The 15530-nt window shown below is 47.8% G+C and carries 16 protein-coding genes; 4 read left to right on the top strand and 12 right to left on the bottom strand.

Going from position 1 to position 15530, the window contains the following annotated elements; all coding sequences use genetic code 11:
• The 4 genes from WBV75_RS03285 to WBV75_RS03270 form a co-directional block, all read right to left on the bottom strand.
• On the bottom strand, window positions 1–536 hold a 536-nt coding region (locus WBV75_RS03285; protein ID WP_424119229.1), incomplete at its 3' end, for an NAD(P)H-dependent oxidoreductase subunit E.
• Window positions 537–539: 3 nt separating this feature from the next.
• Window positions 540–1370 carry a formate dehydrogenase accessory sulfurtransferase FdhD gene (gene fdhD, locus WBV75_RS03280; RefSeq protein WP_424119228.1) on the bottom strand — a complete coding sequence of 277 codons (831 nt, stop codon included), beginning with the start codon at window positions 1368–1370 and terminating at the stop codon, window positions 540–542.
• A 79-nt stretch (window positions 1371–1449) separates the two neighbouring features.
• Window positions 1450–1971, bottom strand: coding sequence for a gamma carbonic anhydrase family protein (locus WBV75_RS03275; RefSeq protein ID WP_424119227.1), 522 nt, complete (start codon window positions 1969–1971; stop codon window positions 1450–1452).
• 101 nt (window positions 1972–2072) lie between these two features.
• Window positions 2073–3056, bottom strand: coding sequence for a PorP/SprF family type IX secretion system membrane protein (locus WBV75_RS03270; protein ID WP_424119226.1), 984 nt, complete (start codon window positions 3054–3056; stop codon window positions 2073–2075).
• A gap of 138 nt (window positions 3057–3194) precedes the next feature.
• On the opposite strand from WBV75_RS03270, the gene WBV75_RS03265 reads away from it, so the two are divergent.
• From WBV75_RS03265 to WBV75_RS03250, 4 genes are all read left to right on the top strand, one after another.
• Window positions 3195–4097, top strand: a complete 903-nt coding sequence (locus WBV75_RS03265; RefSeq protein ID WP_424119230.1) for a NifU family protein — start codon at window positions 3195–3197, stop codon at window positions 4095–4097.
• A gap of 69 nt (window positions 4098–4166) precedes the next feature.
• Window positions 4167–4367, top strand: a complete 201-nt coding sequence (locus WBV75_RS03260) for a dodecin family protein (protein WP_424119225.1) — start codon at window positions 4167–4169, stop codon at window positions 4365–4367.
• Window positions 4368–4584: 217 nt separating this feature from the next.
• A complete protein-coding gene (locus WBV75_RS03255) occupies window positions 4585–6627 on the top strand; it encodes a thioredoxin domain-containing protein (RefSeq protein WP_424119224.1) in 2043 nt (680 codons plus the stop codon).
• 79 nt (window positions 6628–6706) lie between these two features.
• Window positions 6707–7534, top strand: a complete 828-nt coding sequence (locus WBV75_RS03250; RefSeq protein ID WP_424119223.1) for a mechanosensitive ion channel family protein — start codon at window positions 6707–6709, stop codon at window positions 7532–7534.
• A gap of 3 nt (window positions 7535–7537) precedes the next feature.
• Here WBV75_RS03250 and tsaB read toward each other — a convergent pair whose 3' ends face one another.
• The 8 genes from tsaB to WBV75_RS03210 all read right to left on the bottom strand — a co-directional run.
• On the bottom strand, window positions 7538–8215 hold the full coding sequence (gene tsaB / locus WBV75_RS03245) for a tRNA (adenosine(37)-N6)-threonylcarbamoyltransferase complex dimerization subunit type 1 TsaB (RefSeq protein ID WP_424119222.1): 678 nt from the start codon (window positions 8213–8215) through the stop codon (window positions 7538–7540).
• Between the two features lie 81 nt (window positions 8216–8296).
• Window positions 8297–9637 carry a TolC family protein gene (locus WBV75_RS03240; protein ID WP_424119221.1) on the bottom strand — a complete coding sequence of 447 codons (1341 nt, stop codon included), beginning with the start codon at window positions 9635–9637 and terminating at the stop codon, window positions 8297–8299.
• Window positions 9638–9691: 54 nt separating this feature from the next.
• Window positions 9692–10831: an efflux RND transporter periplasmic adaptor subunit gene (locus WBV75_RS03235; protein WP_424119220.1), complete on the bottom strand. Its 1140-nt coding sequence runs from the start codon at window positions 10829–10831 to the stop codon at window positions 9692–9694.
• Between the two features lie 39 nt (window positions 10832–10870).
• A complete protein-coding gene (locus WBV75_RS03230; protein WP_424119219.1) occupies window positions 10871–12136 on the bottom strand; it encodes an ABC transporter permease in 1266 nt (421 codons plus the stop codon).
• Window positions 12136–13368: an ABC transporter permease gene (locus WBV75_RS03225; protein WP_424119218.1), complete on the bottom strand. Its 1233-nt coding sequence runs from the start codon at window positions 13366–13368 to the stop codon at window positions 12136–12138. The genes WBV75_RS03230 and WBV75_RS03225 overlap by 1 nt, the downstream gene beginning before the upstream one ends.
• Window positions 13358–14062 carry an ABC transporter ATP-binding protein gene (locus tag WBV75_RS03220; RefSeq protein ID WP_424119217.1) on the bottom strand — a complete coding sequence of 235 codons (705 nt, stop codon included), beginning with the start codon at window positions 14060–14062 and terminating at the stop codon, window positions 13358–13360. The genes WBV75_RS03225 and WBV75_RS03220 overlap by 11 nt, the downstream gene beginning before the upstream one ends.
• 92 nt (window positions 14063–14154) lie before the next feature.
• The gene (locus tag WBV75_RS03215; RefSeq protein WP_424119216.1) at window positions 14155–15267 is read right to left on the bottom strand and encodes an efflux RND transporter periplasmic adaptor subunit; all 1113 of its coding nucleotides are present in this window, start codon (window positions 15265–15267) and stop codon (window positions 14155–14157) included.
• Between the two features lie 44 nt (window positions 15268–15311).
• Window positions 15312–15530, bottom strand: a 219-nt coding sequence (locus WBV75_RS03210) for an ABC transporter permease (protein WP_424119215.1), incomplete at its 5' end; no start/stop codon positions are given.

The following is a 15530-nucleotide window of genomic DNA, read 5'->3' as shown; positions in this document are numbered from 1 at the left end:
GCTGTTGGCTCCATTGTGAGCACTTTCTGCCAGGTCGCGTAAAAGGCTTCCATTGAGCTAAAATCCCGGGTCAGGATGGCCTGTTGGGATGCCTCCACATGGTAGTGGTCCAAAGGATTGGGGAACTCGTCCTTAACGATATCCTTGAGATCCCGAATAGCCCCCCCTGAATAATTCCGCCCCTTGTAATGAAAGGCGGCATTTTCGTGACACCTTCCCAGGCAAGTCATGTGCCCGATTTCTTCCGGCTTAAAAGTCTTCCCCAGTTTTTCAATCACTTCCGGTTGGGTGCCCGCACATTCACAGGCTGTTCCGTTGCAAACATAGACCTGCTTCCCTTTATTATCCGGTTTTAGGAAGTCGTAAAAAGAAGCTGTCCCAAACGCATTTGCCTTGCCGACCAAAAAATCATCTGCCAATATGGCAAGCTCGTCCGCGTCCGGGGTACCACTGGGCCGGGCAAGGTTTCCCATTGCATCAAAAAAATTGGAATCCAGGCCTTTCCTTCCCAGGAGTTCACTTAGGTTTTCAGACATACTTTAAGGTGCTTTATAATTGATGGTATGGACTCTTGTATTGTTCACGCGATGGGGATTCGAATAACAAGTGGCGCGCCCATCCCTGCAAAACCCCAGTAAAGTGATCCCAAATTCCTTGGCGTAATCCACTGCCAGGGAAGATGGGGCCGATACGGCAGCCAAAAAAGGGATGCCCGCCCTAAAGGCCTTTATGGTAATTTCATAAGAAATACGACCACTGACGGTCATTACTATGGCCTGTTCCAAACGCCCTTCGAGCAACAACTGGCCCACCGCCTTATCTACGGCATTGTGACGGCCAATATCTTCCCGAGCTGCGATAAGCCTTCCCTTTCGATCAAAAAGGGCCGCCGCATGCGTCCCCCCGGATTGCAGAAAATCATGCTGATGCCGGTTCATCTGTTCGAACATCTCTGAAAACCGCTCCGCCGAAAAACTGAGATCTGATGCGATAGCCGATCCAAAGTCCTGTTCTCCCAATTCGGTTTTCCCGCATATCCCGCAAGAAGAAACAGACAACAGGCTGCGGCTATTGGCATAACCGCCTCCCAAATACGCGTCGGGAATCTTCATGGCTGCCACTGCCACAATCCCGTCCTCCTTTTCAATATCCAACTGAACCTCAGGGTGAAAGCCGGACGAATTAATTATGTCCTCACTGTGCAGCATTCCACGCACAAGTTCCAGGTCTGCCCCAGGGGTTCGCATGGAAAGGGTAAAAGGCTTCCCGTTAATTACTATTTGAAGGGCCTCTTCTACCGTTAACGCATCCGACACCGTTTCAACCTTCTGCAGATCGAATTTTTTTCCTTCATAGCTTCGCGTCGCCATTCCCGATTCTTATTCAGATCCCATTATAAAGGGCTCTAACTTTACTAAATATACTGGTTTTTTAGTAATTGGAGCTTCCTTATTCCGGAGTCCTGAACCAGGAGGCGTATTTAACATAACTGGCGGCAATACGCGCTACTTCGCCCTGGCTTAACTCGGGGCTTATTTCCTTAATCTTTCGGGCAGGGGTTCCTGCGAAGACAGAGCCCTCCGGGACAATCGTGCCTTTGGTCAGAACGGCACCAGCCGCAATAATACTGTTGCTTCCCACCACACAATCATCCATAATAATACTACCCATACCCACCAACACATTGTCCTTCAGGGTACAGCCGTGCACTATGGCATTATGGGCAATAGAAACATTGTTGCCAATCTCGGTGGGCGCTTTCTTATAGGTGCAGTGAATGATCGCACCATCCTGTACGTTTACCCGGTTCCCCATTTTTATGTAGTGGACATCCCCGCGAATCACCGCATTATACCAGATACTGCATTCATTTCCCATTACGACATCTCCAACCACCGTAGCGTTTTCCGCGATAAAACAATCCTTCCCAAAAACAGGGTATTTTCCACGTACTTCCCGTATAATAGGCATAGGCGTTTTTTTAGTTTCCTAAAAATAAGGCAAACGCTGCGCCCTTTCCAAAAAAGAAAGGGCTTTAAAGCCCTCGAAAAACAAATTTTTGGTGGGTAGGATTAATAATTCACAGCCGGGCACTTGCAATCATAACGCTTGGCACTGAGCTGTCCAAAATCGTACCCGAGGGTGATTTGATGAAAACCTCCGTTATCCAGTCGGATATCTCCTGACTGATAGGAATAGTTATAACCCACCATAAAATTACCCACATTGGCACCTATCAAAGGCGTAAAGAGCTGGAGTCGCTGCTCCCCGGAAGATCCGTCAACCAAAAACTGGGCCCCACTGAAACTTCGGCGATACGAAAGGCCGGCCCATAGGGTTCCCCATTCCATTTGACGGTAGACTTTCGCATTGAAGTCTACAGACCGCTCCTCAGTGAATTCTGCAATTTGCAATAGTACCGAAGGCTCAAATTGCCATTTACCCCGGTCAAAAACGTAGCCTATGGAAAATAAATAACGCCTGAGGTTGTCAAATTCAATCGCAGTATATAAATCCCTTCCACTCCCCAGGAGGTTCAATACACTGAAATGGGCATAAAACTCAAGGTAACTGTAGGACGCCCCAAAATCTACGTTAAAATACCCCACACTGTTTCGCCCACCCGTAATGATAGGGTCCGCGATAATCGAGCGGAATTCGGTTTCATCGAGGCTGCTTTGGATAAACCCGGCACTCAGTCCGAATGAGAGCTGGTTGAGCACCCTGTAATCCGTCCCCAAAGGAAGGTGATGGGCGTAGGTAAGTTTGAGTCCCGTTTGCGAATGGTACCCGTTGGCATCATTAAAAACAATCGCACCTACCCCACTGCGGGAATCGGGTATCCTGTAATGAAAATTAAGGGTTTGCAGGTTTGGGGCTTCATCCACGCTAAACCATTGCTGGCGGGCCGTCAAACGTACCTTCCCCCCTTCTCCGATTCCCGCCATGGACGGATAGACCAGGTAATAATTATCCATCAGGTAGTCAAAGTAGACCGGGATGCCTTCCTGGGCGCGCAAGGCCCCGGATCCAAAAGCCATCAGGCCCAGAATCAAAAACAACAACCGGTTTATATTAGGAAGGCGAAAACTCAGTTCGAGAGGGTTTTGATATAGGTTATAACGGTACTAAAAGCACCTTAGTATGTTGAGGGTTCCGGTGAAAATAGTTTATTTTTGAGCAAAAATCAGGCTATGGAAGAATACGTGATTACTGTTCGGGAGACCAACCACCCGGCCATCCTTAAATTTGAGGCAAACCAACCCCTCGCTCTTCAAGGGAATTACGAGTATAAAAACATTGATGAGGCTAAGGATTCCCCCCTGGCCCAGCAGTTGTTCCACCTCCCTTTTGTCAAGACGGTCTACATTTCAGGAGATTTTATAGCCCTGGAGCGATTTGACATCGTTTCCTGGGAGGATGTACGGGATGCAGTGGCCCAACAACTTGTCGAATACCTCAACGAAGGTGGAGTCGTAGTACAGGAAGGCAAAAAACAACCCCGGGAAGCGGTGACGGTTTATGCAGAAGTCACCCCAAACCCGGCGGTCATGAAATTTGTGGCCAATAAAAAACTGGTTCCGGCTGTCTATGAATTCAAAAACATAGATGAAGCTAAAGACTCCCCCCTGGCCCGGAAACTCTTTGAACTCCCCTTTGTCAAAGAGGTATTTATGGACCTCAATTACATTTCGGTTTCCAAATACGAAGTGGCCGACTGGAATGAGGTGACCCTGGAGGTACGGGAAATGATTCGCGACTTCCTGGCCGAAGGGGGCCAGGTACTCTCACCTGGAGCCTCGCCTGTTCAAAGGGGAGAAGATACGGTTTCCATGGCCGCCAACACAGATTTGGACAGTACTTCCCAGGAGATTATAAGCATCCTGGACGAATACGTTAAACCCGCCGTGGCCAGTGATGGTGGGAATATCGTTTTTCAGTCCTATGACCCGGATAGTAAGGAGGTACATGTTATTCTCCAGGGGGCTTGCAGCGGATGCCCTTCTTCTACTTTCACCCTTAAGAACGGGATACAGACGATGCTCCAGAATATGATGGGCGAGAGAGTTGGGGAAGTAGTAGCCGTTAACGGCTGATAGGTTCGATTCTGATTGTATTTTACCTTAAAATTCCTTATTTTTAGATGAATAAAAATCAGATACACTATGTCAGTTTTAAAAGTTATTGAAATTCTGGGAAATTCCGAAAAAGGATGGGAAGATGCAGCGGCCCAGGCCGTCGCTCATGCCTCGAATTCCGTTTCCCACATTCGTTCGGTCAATATACAGAACCAGAGCGCTACGGTAAAAGATGGGAAAATTCACGAGTACCGTGTCAATGTCAAAATTTCCTTTGAAGTCAAATGATCTGAGACATTTTTGAAAAATTAAGCGCCAATTTCAGGCGCTTTTTTTTTAGTCTGGTGGCAAACGCCTTTAAATCAAAGTAGCTCCAATTCCTTTTTTACTTTGCCCCGCCAGATGATATTTAAATTTTTCAGACAAGAAGGAGTGAAAACCCGCAAAAAAAATATGGGAAAAATCCGAATATTGGCCCCGGTCGGAACAACCTAAAAAAAATGCTATGAGCTCAAAGGAACCCAATGCACTGATCCACGAAAGCAGCCCCTACCTCCTCCAGCACGCCTATAACCCGGTGCAATGGGAAGGTTGGCATGACCTGACGTTGGACAGCGCCCGAAAATCGGGAAAATTAGTATTGATAAGTATTGGGTATGCTGCCTGTCACTGGTGCCATGTTATGGAACACGAGTGTTTTGAGGATCCGGAAGTAGCTGATATAATGAATGCCCATTTTGTTCCCATCAAAGTGGATCGGGAAGAACGTCCCGATGTGGATCAAATCTATATGGATGCCCTGCAAATCATGAGTGGCAGTGGGGGCTGGCCTTTAAATATAGTCGCCTTGCCCGATGGAAGGCCCTTTTGGGGAGCGACCTATGTCCCCAAAAAAGACTGGATTCGGGTGTTGATGCAATTGGCCAAACTCTATCGGGAGGACCCTGGAAAGGTAAAAGAATATGCGTCAGACCTGACTTCAGCCCTCGAGCGGATCAATCTGGTCACCGGGGAAGGATCCCCGGATTCCGTTCCGAATCCGGAACAATTGGGCCAATGGGTACATTCCTGGAAAAAAGGTTTCGACCTTAGTTTCGGGGGAAAATTAGGAGCTCCCAAGTTCATGACTCCCGCCCTATACGAGTTTTTGATGCACTGGGGGTTTTATACCAAAGACCCCGAAGTAGAAGACCATGTCCGAACTACCCTGGAAGGGATGGCTTACGGGGGTATTTACGATCAGATCGGGGGTGGTTTTTCAAGATACTCGGTAGATCCCCGCTGGCATGTTCCGCATTTTGAGAAAATGCTCTACGACAACGGACAGTTGTTAAGCCTTTACGCATCGGGTTATGCCCGTTTCGGCAACCCGGAATTCCGGCGAATCGTCAATCAAACAATCGGCTTTCTGCTTCGCGAGTTGAAACATCCAGAGGGTGGTTTTTACGCTTCCCTGGATGCCGATAGCCTGACGGATGAAGGCGAGCTGGAAGAAGGGGCCTATTATACCTGGACCGAAAACGAACTACGCACCATCCTCGGGGAGGACTTCGATTGGGTAAAGGAGTACTATAACATAAATTCCTTTGGGCATTGGGAAAAGGGGAAGTATGTACTGGTGCGCAAACTATCAGATAGGGAATTTGCCACAAAAATGGAATGGACCCCTGAAATGTTAACTGAAAAAGTATCTGAAATCCAAATCACACTGATGGATTTCCGCGAGAAAAAACCGCGGCCGCGATTGGATGACAAGTTAATCACTTCCTGGAATGGTTTACTCCTTTCAGGCCTGTGTGACGCCTACAGGTATTGTAAGCTGCCGAAAGCCCTGGAAGAGGCACAGGAACTGGCCAGGTTTATCAATACTACCCTGAGTACGCCTGACGGGGGCCTGTTGCACTCATATAAGGCCGGGGGAAATCCCGTAAACGGTTATCTGGAGGACTATGCCACCGTCATTCAGGGATTTATCAAATTGTATTCCATCACCCGGGAAATTTCCTGGATGGAACGGGCCATGCACCTTACCCGTTACACTTTAGACTTCTTTTCAGCTCCGGGCAAAGCCCTGCTGTATTTCAGCTCCAGCCAGGACAGGGCTCTGATTCGAAGGACTGTCGAGGTCAATGACAGCGTGATTCCTTCCTCAAATTCCACGATGGCCAAAAATCTATTCCTGCTGGGCGCCTTCTTTGCCGAACCCTCCTTTACGGAAAGGGCGACTTCCATGATCGCTTCCCTGCGGGATAAAATTGAGCAGTATCCCGGGCAATACAGCAACTGGATGCACCTCGCCCTTTGGCTGCAAGAACCTTTTTATGAGGTCGTTCTCACCGGACCGGAAGCTTTTGAAACCCTGGACAAACTTCAAAGGCACTACCTGCCCCACACCCTGCTGGGAGCCTCTCAGAGAGAATCCCCTTATCCTTTGTTTGAAGGCAGGCATCACAAAACGTACACACGTATCTTTCTGTGCCGTCAGGGCTCGTGTTTACAACCGCTGACAACAATCGAAGAGGCTCTTGAAGAACTTAAGCCTGCATGATAATCCAAGTTTACCCTTCGATTTTTAGTTGAGTTTTTAGTAAATTCGCCCCTTTAATTAAGCGATATAAATATTGGAAATGGAAGAACTAAGCGGGTATCAGGAATTTCTCTCTAAAGCGATGGACTGGGTTTGGGAATTTATGCCCAATTTGATCACTGCGGTCATTACCCTTATCGTAGGACTATGGGTCATTAAAATGATAAACAAACTCGTTCAGAGGTTCTTCCACAAGGCCGATTACGACCCAACCCTGGAGAAGTTTATCGAAAGCCTTATCAAGGCTGTCCTGAAAATTCTCCTATTTGTCCTGGTCGTTACCCAACTCGGGGTTCAGTCCTCCTCCCTGGTCGCCATTGTGGGTGCCGCGGGCCTGGCTATTGGCCTGGCCCTTCAGGGGTCGCTGGCCAACTTTGCCGGTGGGGTCCTGATCCTGCTCTTTAAACCATTTAAAGTGGGGGATTTTATTTCTGCACAGGGCGTGGACGGTACCGTCAAGGAAATTTCGATTTTCACCACTAAAGTCAATACCTTCGGGAACCAGGTTGCTATAATTCCCAATGGTCAACTCTCGAACAATAATATCATTAACTACAATTCAGAATCCACACGTCGGGATAAAATCGATGTGGGGATAGGATACGGCTCGAACATCAAGAAAGCCAAGGAAGTCCTTTTGGAGATCTGCGCAGCGGACAAACGCATCCTCAAAGATCCTGCACCTGAGGTCTATGTGGGGGAATTGGCGGACAGCTCTGTGAATCTCACCCTCCGATTCTGGGCCGAAAATGCGGATTTCTGGGCGGCGCATTTTCATGTGATGGAAACTTTGAAGGAGCGCTTTGACGCTGAGGGTATTGAAATTCCATTCCCACAGCGGGATGTTCACACCAAAACTTTGGCCTAAGGTTTAGTCCTTCTGCTTTTTTTTCTGGAGGATAAAGTCTTTGAGGTAAAAGGGCTCAAAGTAGGCTACATCTTCAAACCTTTCTTTTTTGAAACGGTCTGCGGCCAACAGCCCCACTTCCCGGGATCCGGGCAATATGGATGTGTGAAAGTGGAAATTCGGATGAGTAAGGACTTCGCGACATTTCTCAGCCCCGTTTCCCAAAAGATGCACGGGACCCTGAGAGGTCCATTTTGAAAAGGAATCCACCGATATAATTTCAGCACGTGTGGGACCTATCTGCTTGTGGTCTGCATCAAAAACGGCCACATAAGCCTCCATCCGACGCGCATCCAGCATGGGGATTAGGACCCCTTCGGCCTCTTTAAACTGAAAAGCCATACTCCTTAAAGTCTCCACGGCAATCAGTGGAATACCCAAAGCAAAACAAAGCCCTTTGGCCGCGGCCACCCCAATACGCAGCCCGGTATAGGAGCCGGGACCCTTACTAACCGCTACTGCTTCGAGGTCTGCCCAATGCAGTCCGGCTTCGCGCATGGCCTCATCCATAAAAACATGGAGCAATTCCCCATGGGTATAATCGGGGGAAGGATCCTCCCTGATGGCGAGCAATTCGCTTCCCTGGTAAATGCTGACAGAACAATTGGTAGAAGCCGTTTCCAGGCTGATGATTCGCGCCATAGGCTACAAAGATAACGACCTGACCGCATTGAAGCCGGTCAGGTCGTGAAAAATTAAGTACCAGAGAGAGGATATGGAATCCTAGTTTAAAGTCAGGGGCAGTCCGAAGTAAAACTCGACGAGTTTAATCCTGAATATGTAATCATATTTGGTTCGGATAACGTCTGCTGCCGCATTGTCTACCCGAGCCTGTGCTACACCAAAATCAAAAGCATTGAGCAACCCAACTTCATAACGCTCCTTGGCGTATTCGTAGGAAAGCCTGCGGGCTTCGAGGGTTTTAACAGCGGCCTCATAGTTCTTCGCAGAATTCTTGACATCCACGTAGGCCTGGTTGATATTGGTCTCCAATTCCAGTTTGTCCTGTTCAAATTGCAGTTCTGCCCGCTCCAGGTTTATCTCCGATCTTTTTACAGAATTCCGCACGTTAAGGCCGTTAAAAATGGGAACATTAATCCGTGCCCCATAAAATATACCATCATTGAGCCATAGCTGGTCACCAAAACTTACATCATCTCCCGTTAGGGGATCCCGAAATTCAGAGGAGTACCGTGTACTGTAGTTGAAAAAAGCTTCAAGAGTAGGCATATAAGCCCCTTTGGCAATTTTCACATCCTTCTCAGCCAGGTCGACAAATGCCTCAGACGCTTTTATATCATTTCTGAAAGTCAGGGCCTTTTCATAAATCTCACGGGGGGAATTCATCAGTACATCCGATGGAGGAACATCGTACTCCTCGTCGGCCACATCAAAGTTTTCATAATCCGTGATCTGCAGCAACTGGGCAAGCGAGATCCGGGACAGGAGGACCTGGTTTTCCCCATTGACAATCTGCTGCTCCTGGGAGGCTGCAGTTGCCTGGATTTCCAACAAATCCCCCTGGGGCAAAACGCCCTCCTCAACCTGTACCCTGGTACGTTCCAAATCCTGTTCCGTCGCTTTATACAATGCCCTCGAAACCTTTAGGGTTTCTTTATTGGAAATAATTTGCAAATAGGCAAGGGCCACATTTAGACGAATATCATCTTTCAGATCGTCCAGGCGATACTGGTTGGCCAGTTTGTTCATGTCGGCCCTTCTGAGCGCATTGTAATTTCGCAACCCGTCAAAAAGGTTCACCGCTGCGGTGGTATTTCCTGTAGCCGTTTGTATCGTCGTATTGGTTGGCTGGTTGGTCGTAGGGTCGAAGGTAAGACCTGTGTTTCCCCCGGCCTGCAGCTGGGCGTTAATGTTAGGCAATAATCCACTAATTGCTTCTGATTTATCCAGTTCCGCATTTCTCAGGTCGAGTTCGGCCTGCTGAACGGTCAGGTTATTCTCAACAGCATAGATGACGCATTCCTCCAGGGTCCACTTTTTCACCTGACCGGAAAGCATACCCAAACTGAGTAAGCAAAGTGCAGTGATGATTCGAAGTTTCATGATTCGTTTTTTGATAGTTACTATAATTGGTTATTCAGGATTGATGTCTCCTTTTTACGCGTCTTCTGTTTCAGCTTCCTCTTCCTCTTCACCTTTCTTTATAGGTTCGGTCTTGTTCCAAATTTTAACCTCATCCTCCATCTCCAGTCCGGATAGGACCTCCACATTGACACCATCTGAAATTCCAATCTCAATATCACGCCTTTCAAATTGCTGGTCTCCGGTAGCTACCTCCACATAGGGTTTGTCGGTTTCCCGGTCAAATTGTAAAAGGGCTTCCGGGATGACCATGATATCCTCCTTCTTCTCCAGGGTCAGGGAGGCATTGGCACTATAACCGGCACGGATCAGGATGGAATCATTCACGGTAACATCTCCTTCAATTTTGAACTTTACGGCTCCCGTTTCTTCAACCCCTTTTGGGGCGATAAACTTCAGCGTAGCGTCAAAGGTCTTATCGTCGATAGCCCCCAGGCTGATCTCCAGCGGCATCCCGACTTCGAGTTTCCCTACTTCACCTTCATCCACCTGTCCTTCGAAAATCATTTTCCCAAGGTCCGCTATAGTCGCGACGGTGGTACCATCGTTAAAGTTATTGGCCAGGATAACCTGGTCTCCTACTTCCACGGGAATTTCCAGAATGGTTCCCTGGACGGTGGCCAGAATATTGGTATTGGCATTGGTGGCCCCACCGGCCGAACCTTTGAGGATAATCTGGTAGTCGACCTTCGAGTTCTTTAACTCTTGTTCGGCTTGATCGTATCGCAACTGAAGGTCCACAAAACTCTGATTGGAGATCACTCCCCGATCGTAGAGCTTTTTGTTCCGGTCGTACTCTATTTTTATCGTATTTAAAGCGAGTTCCGCATTACGAACACGTCCCCGCGCCTGGTTCAGGGCCTGCTCATTGGGAACTACACGAATAGTAGCGATCAGATCTCCAACTTTTACATTATCTCCTTCCTCTTTCAGGACTTTTTCGATAATACCGGTGATCTGGGGTTTGATTTCGATCTCTTCCTGAGGAATTACCTTGCCGGTCGCGACGGTCTTCCGCTCAATGGTGGAGGTAAAAGGGGTTGTCGTTTCATAGGTAATCGCAGACTTCGAATTGGTCTTGATAAAATAAGTGGCAGCCCACAGGGCGCCCAGTACCAGTATCCCTATCAATCCGTATTTAACAAACTTGTTCATTTCAGTAGTTGGTGTTAATTATTGTTTTTGATTCGGTTTTTATTCTTCGCGCAAGGCGTCAATGGGTTTTATGCTAACCGCCCGTTGAGCCGGGATTAACCCGATAAGGGTTCCTAATATTACCATGATCAAAAGGGCTCCGATAACCAGGGGTATGGGAACTGTAGGATTCGTATACGGGAAATCCGAATTGTCTTTTGTCATATTATTGATCAGGTTCAGTACGCCCGCCCCTAAAATGATCCCGATGATCCCCGCCACCAGGGTCAGGAATACAGACTCGAGTATAATGAGGGATCGCACTTCTCCGGGTGTTGCCCCCAGCGCCCTGCGGATTCCGAGTTCTTTGGTGCGCTCTTTAACCGAAATCAATAAGATATTCCCAATACCGATTACCCCGGCCAGTATGGTCGCCAAACCGACGATCAGGGAAAGAAAGGTAATGCCTTTGGCAAACCCGGTAATCTGGGCAAAAGCCTCGCCCAGGTTAAACGATCCTATAGCGCGCTCATCATCCGGGTGGACCTGGTGTATGCGCTTTAAAGTCCGCTTGACATCCTTTTCCACTTGCACTACATCGGCATCGTCATAAGCCGCTATTGTAAAGTATTGGGCATTGTCTGCGGTATTGTACAATTTTCTGAAGGTGGCATATGGCATAATTATATCGCCATCTGTACCAAATGGCGTCGTCTGGCTGAATTTAGCCACTCCGATAACCTTAAAATACACCCCGTCTATCCGGATATACTGCCCGATCGGGTCTTCATCTTCTTCAAAGAGCTCCTGCTCGGTGCGTTCCCCGATGACCACCACCTTGCGTTGTTGGTCCATGTCTTCTTCGTTGATAAAGCGTCCGTTATCAAATATTTTCTGAGTCGCCATCTTGGCGATTTCCGGATAATAGCCGTAAATCGGGTAATTATTGGATTTCAAGTTGTTGACCACCTGGGCACCTGTACCTCCGAAAACACCTTTCGTATTGACCGGAGCGATATACTGGATATCGGGAACAGTATTCCTTAGCGTCTCCGCATCGCCAACCTTTAGGGCGATACTTCTTCCGATCTTGTAACCGGCATAAGGAATACTGGTACGCTGGGACCAGGCGAACAAACTGTTTTTGGCTACGGTCTCAAAGTTCCGTTCAAAACCATTGTCAAGGCCTTTGGAAGCCCCTGCCAGGGCGATGTAGATAAAGATCCCCCATAATACCCCAATCACGGTAATGATCGTACGGGTCTTGTTCTTTCCGATAGAACCGAAAATCTCCTGCCATGTATTTTTGTCAAATAAAAATTTCATTATTCGTTCCTTAGGGCCACGATGGGTTTAATTCTAGCTGCCCGGCGCGCAGGGATATAACCGGCAAGTGCACCGAAAAATATGAGGATAATCGTTGCGAAAATGGCCACCCCTGTACTGATATAGGGACTGGTTATAAAATAATCATCTTTCAGGCGGTCTCCGATCCACTTCAGGAGTCCGATCCCGATTAGCATGCCGACAAAGCCGGATACCGTGGTAATAAAAACAGACTCCAGCAAAATACTGCCGATGACGCGTTTAGGGGTAGCGCCAATGGCCTTTCGGATACCGATCTCTTTGGTCCGTTCCTTAACCACATACACCATGATATTACTGATCCCGATAATCCCGGCGATGATTGTCCCAAAGGCCACTACAGAAACGATCAACTGCAGTACCCCGGCAAAGTCCTGGTTTTGCTTTAAATTGTCTGCCACATTGCGGATAAAAAACCCGTTCTGATCGTCCGGGCTGATGATTTTTTTATCCTTTAAAAAAAGCCTGAGGTTCTTTTCAAATGCCATAGCTCCGGTATACCCGAGTTCCGGTTTAAACTGTACCACAATCTGTCCGATCTTATCGGTGTTTTTTTCAATGAGCTGGCGGGTGGTGTAGGGAATGTAAATCTGGCGTTCTTCGTTATCCCCTCCGTCGTCCTGGAATACCCCTACGACCTTAAAAACACTGCCCCCAATATCGATATACTTTCCAATGGCGTTGCGACCGTTAAAAAGATCTACTTCAACCAATCGACCAATCACCGCATTCCGCGTTTTTTCATCCACGTCCCGCTGGTTGATATACCGCCCCTGCATGATGATGGTCTTCTCTGCGAACTGTTGTCCCCAGTCTACGCCAATGGTCGTGTAGTCGTTGGATTCTTCTTTATACGTTGTAGTGGCCGTTCTGAAGATTCTCGGAGAAATGTGTTCCACAAACATCGGGAAGGTTTCCTCGATATCGGTCAGGTCTGAATTCTCAAATTCGATATTCCGATTAGACTTATATCCCTTGTAGGGTATAGAGGTTCGGCCCGGAAAGATATAGATCACATTGGTAGCGTCGTCTCCGAAAAATTCATTAAAAGTGTTGACCAGTCCATTGCCCATCCCGAACAATGTGATGAAAATCAGGATGCCCAACGCGACGGTAAACCCCGATAAAAAGGTACGCAGCTTATTCTTGCGCAGTGTGATGAATATTTCCCTCCAGGTATCCCTACTGAACATATTGTGAAGCTCTTACCTGCTCAATTTTTTTGTCTTCCACGATCACCCCGTCTTTCAGGTGAACGATACGCTTACACATGTGCGCAATATCATCCTCATGGGTAACGACCAGTATCGTATTCCCCTGGTCGTTGATTTTCTGGATCAGATCCATCACCTCGTAGGAGGTTTTACTGTCCAGGGCCCCGGTAAGCTCATCCGCTAAAAGGACTTTAGGTTCTGCGACCATCGCCCTGGCTACGGCTACCCGTTGTTTTTGTCCCCCGGAGAGTTCACTCGGCAAGTGGTGTGACCATTCTTTGAGCCCTACCTGCTCGAGGTATTTCAGTGATTTTTCCTCTCTTTGCTTTCGGCTTACCCCTTGATAATATAAGGGAAGAGCCACGTTTTCGAGGGCTGTTTTGTAATTGATCAGGTTAAAAGACTGAAAAATAAATCCCAGGAATTTATTCCTGTAATTGGCTGCCTTGGTCTCGTTGAGGTTTTTGATCGGCAAGCCATCCAGGACGTACTCCCCGGAGTCGGCTACATCCAGCATTCCAAGAATATTGAGTAGGGTAGATTTTCCGGAACCTGAAGACCCCATAATGGCTACGAGCTCACCGGCTTCGACTTTAAAGTCAATTCCCTTTAAGACATGCAGGGAGTTGCTGCCCATTTGATAGGACTTGTGAAGATCTTTAATTTCAATCATGGTTAGTTAGCACTTTAAGCGGCTGTGGTAGTTAGACCGCGAAGTTGTTAAAATGTTACAAGGGATACACCAAATTTTATGTTAAAACAAGGTTATGCCCCTGACTCCTCCGGTGCCAGAGCGTTCCAAACCTTAATGGCATCTGCTTCCTGCAGGCCGGATTTTACTTCCACATAAATCCCATCGCTTACGCCGAGCTCAAGGTCCCTACGCTCAAATTTCTGGTCGGAGACCATCACCTCCACAAAAGGTTTTTTGGTTTCTTCATCGAATTGGACAAGGGCTTCCTTAATAGCGATCACGCTGTCGGCCCGATCCAGTATAATCGAGGCATTGGCACTGAGGCCCGCCCGGATAAAAATATCGTCCTGTTTGGTAAGGGTCCCTTTAATCTCAAATTGTATGGCCCCGTTTTCAGCCTTTCCCTTGGGAGCTATATAATCCAGTACTGCGGGAAACACTTTGTCTTCCAGGGCACCGACCGTGATTTCCAACGGCAGGTCTTCTGCTATTTTTCCCACTTCTGACTCGTCTACCTTACCTTCGAAAATCATTTTGTCTACATCGGCAATCGCAGCAATAGTGGTTCCTTCATTGAAATTATTAGCTTCGATAACCTGGTTACCTACCTCAACCGGTACTTCCAGAACCATACCGCTTACCGTAGCCCGGATCAGGGTATTTGCAGCACTGCTCAGCCCGCTTGTCGTCCCGGTCAGGACAATGTCGTAACGTTTGTTGGCAGCAGAAAGTCCCTGTTTGGCCTGATCGTAGGACACCTGTGCCCTATCCATATCTGCCTGGGAAATAACCCCCCGGTCAAAAAGCTGTTTTTGACGCCGGTAATTCCGCTGTTGGTCTGCGAGGGTTATTTTGGCATCCTCGATAGCGTTTTTGGAATCGTTCAGCGCATTTAGGTTGGGGACGACCTTGATTTTGGCAATCAGGTCCCCGGATTGTACCGAATCCCCACCTTCTACATAAATTTCCTCAATTACCCCGGAAATATTGGGCTTTATAAGTACTTCTTCCAAAGGCAGGATACTCCCCGTGGCTACAGTCTTCTTCACGATGTTTTGGCGCGAAGGCGTTTCAGTCTCATACACCACCGGATCCTCTGCATTTTTCTGATAGAGGTAGTACATCGCTCCTGAGAACGTTACCAGGATAAGTATCAGAATGATTAGGGTAACAGATTTTTTCATTTTAGTCAGTCTTTAGTATTCAATTATCGGTCTTTGGTTTTTTTCTATTCGGTTCTCAGGGCGTCTATAGGCTTCACCCGGATGGCGCTTTGGGCGGGGATGAATCCCGCAAACAAACCTGAAATAATAAGGATGGCCAGGGCCACCACAATAACCCCAAGATTGACGCTGGGGTTGGCAAACATGTCCACAGGTCCGCTCATATCCAAAATCGCATTGATTCCGTAAATAAACAGGGCTCCTACACTTATACCAGCCATTCC

The organism is Robiginitalea sp., assembly GCF_049588695.1.
GTDB lineage: Bacteria > Bacteroidota > Bacteroidia > Flavobacteriales > Flavobacteriaceae > Robiginitalea.
This window is presented reverse-complemented; position numbering and strand designations above follow the sequence as displayed.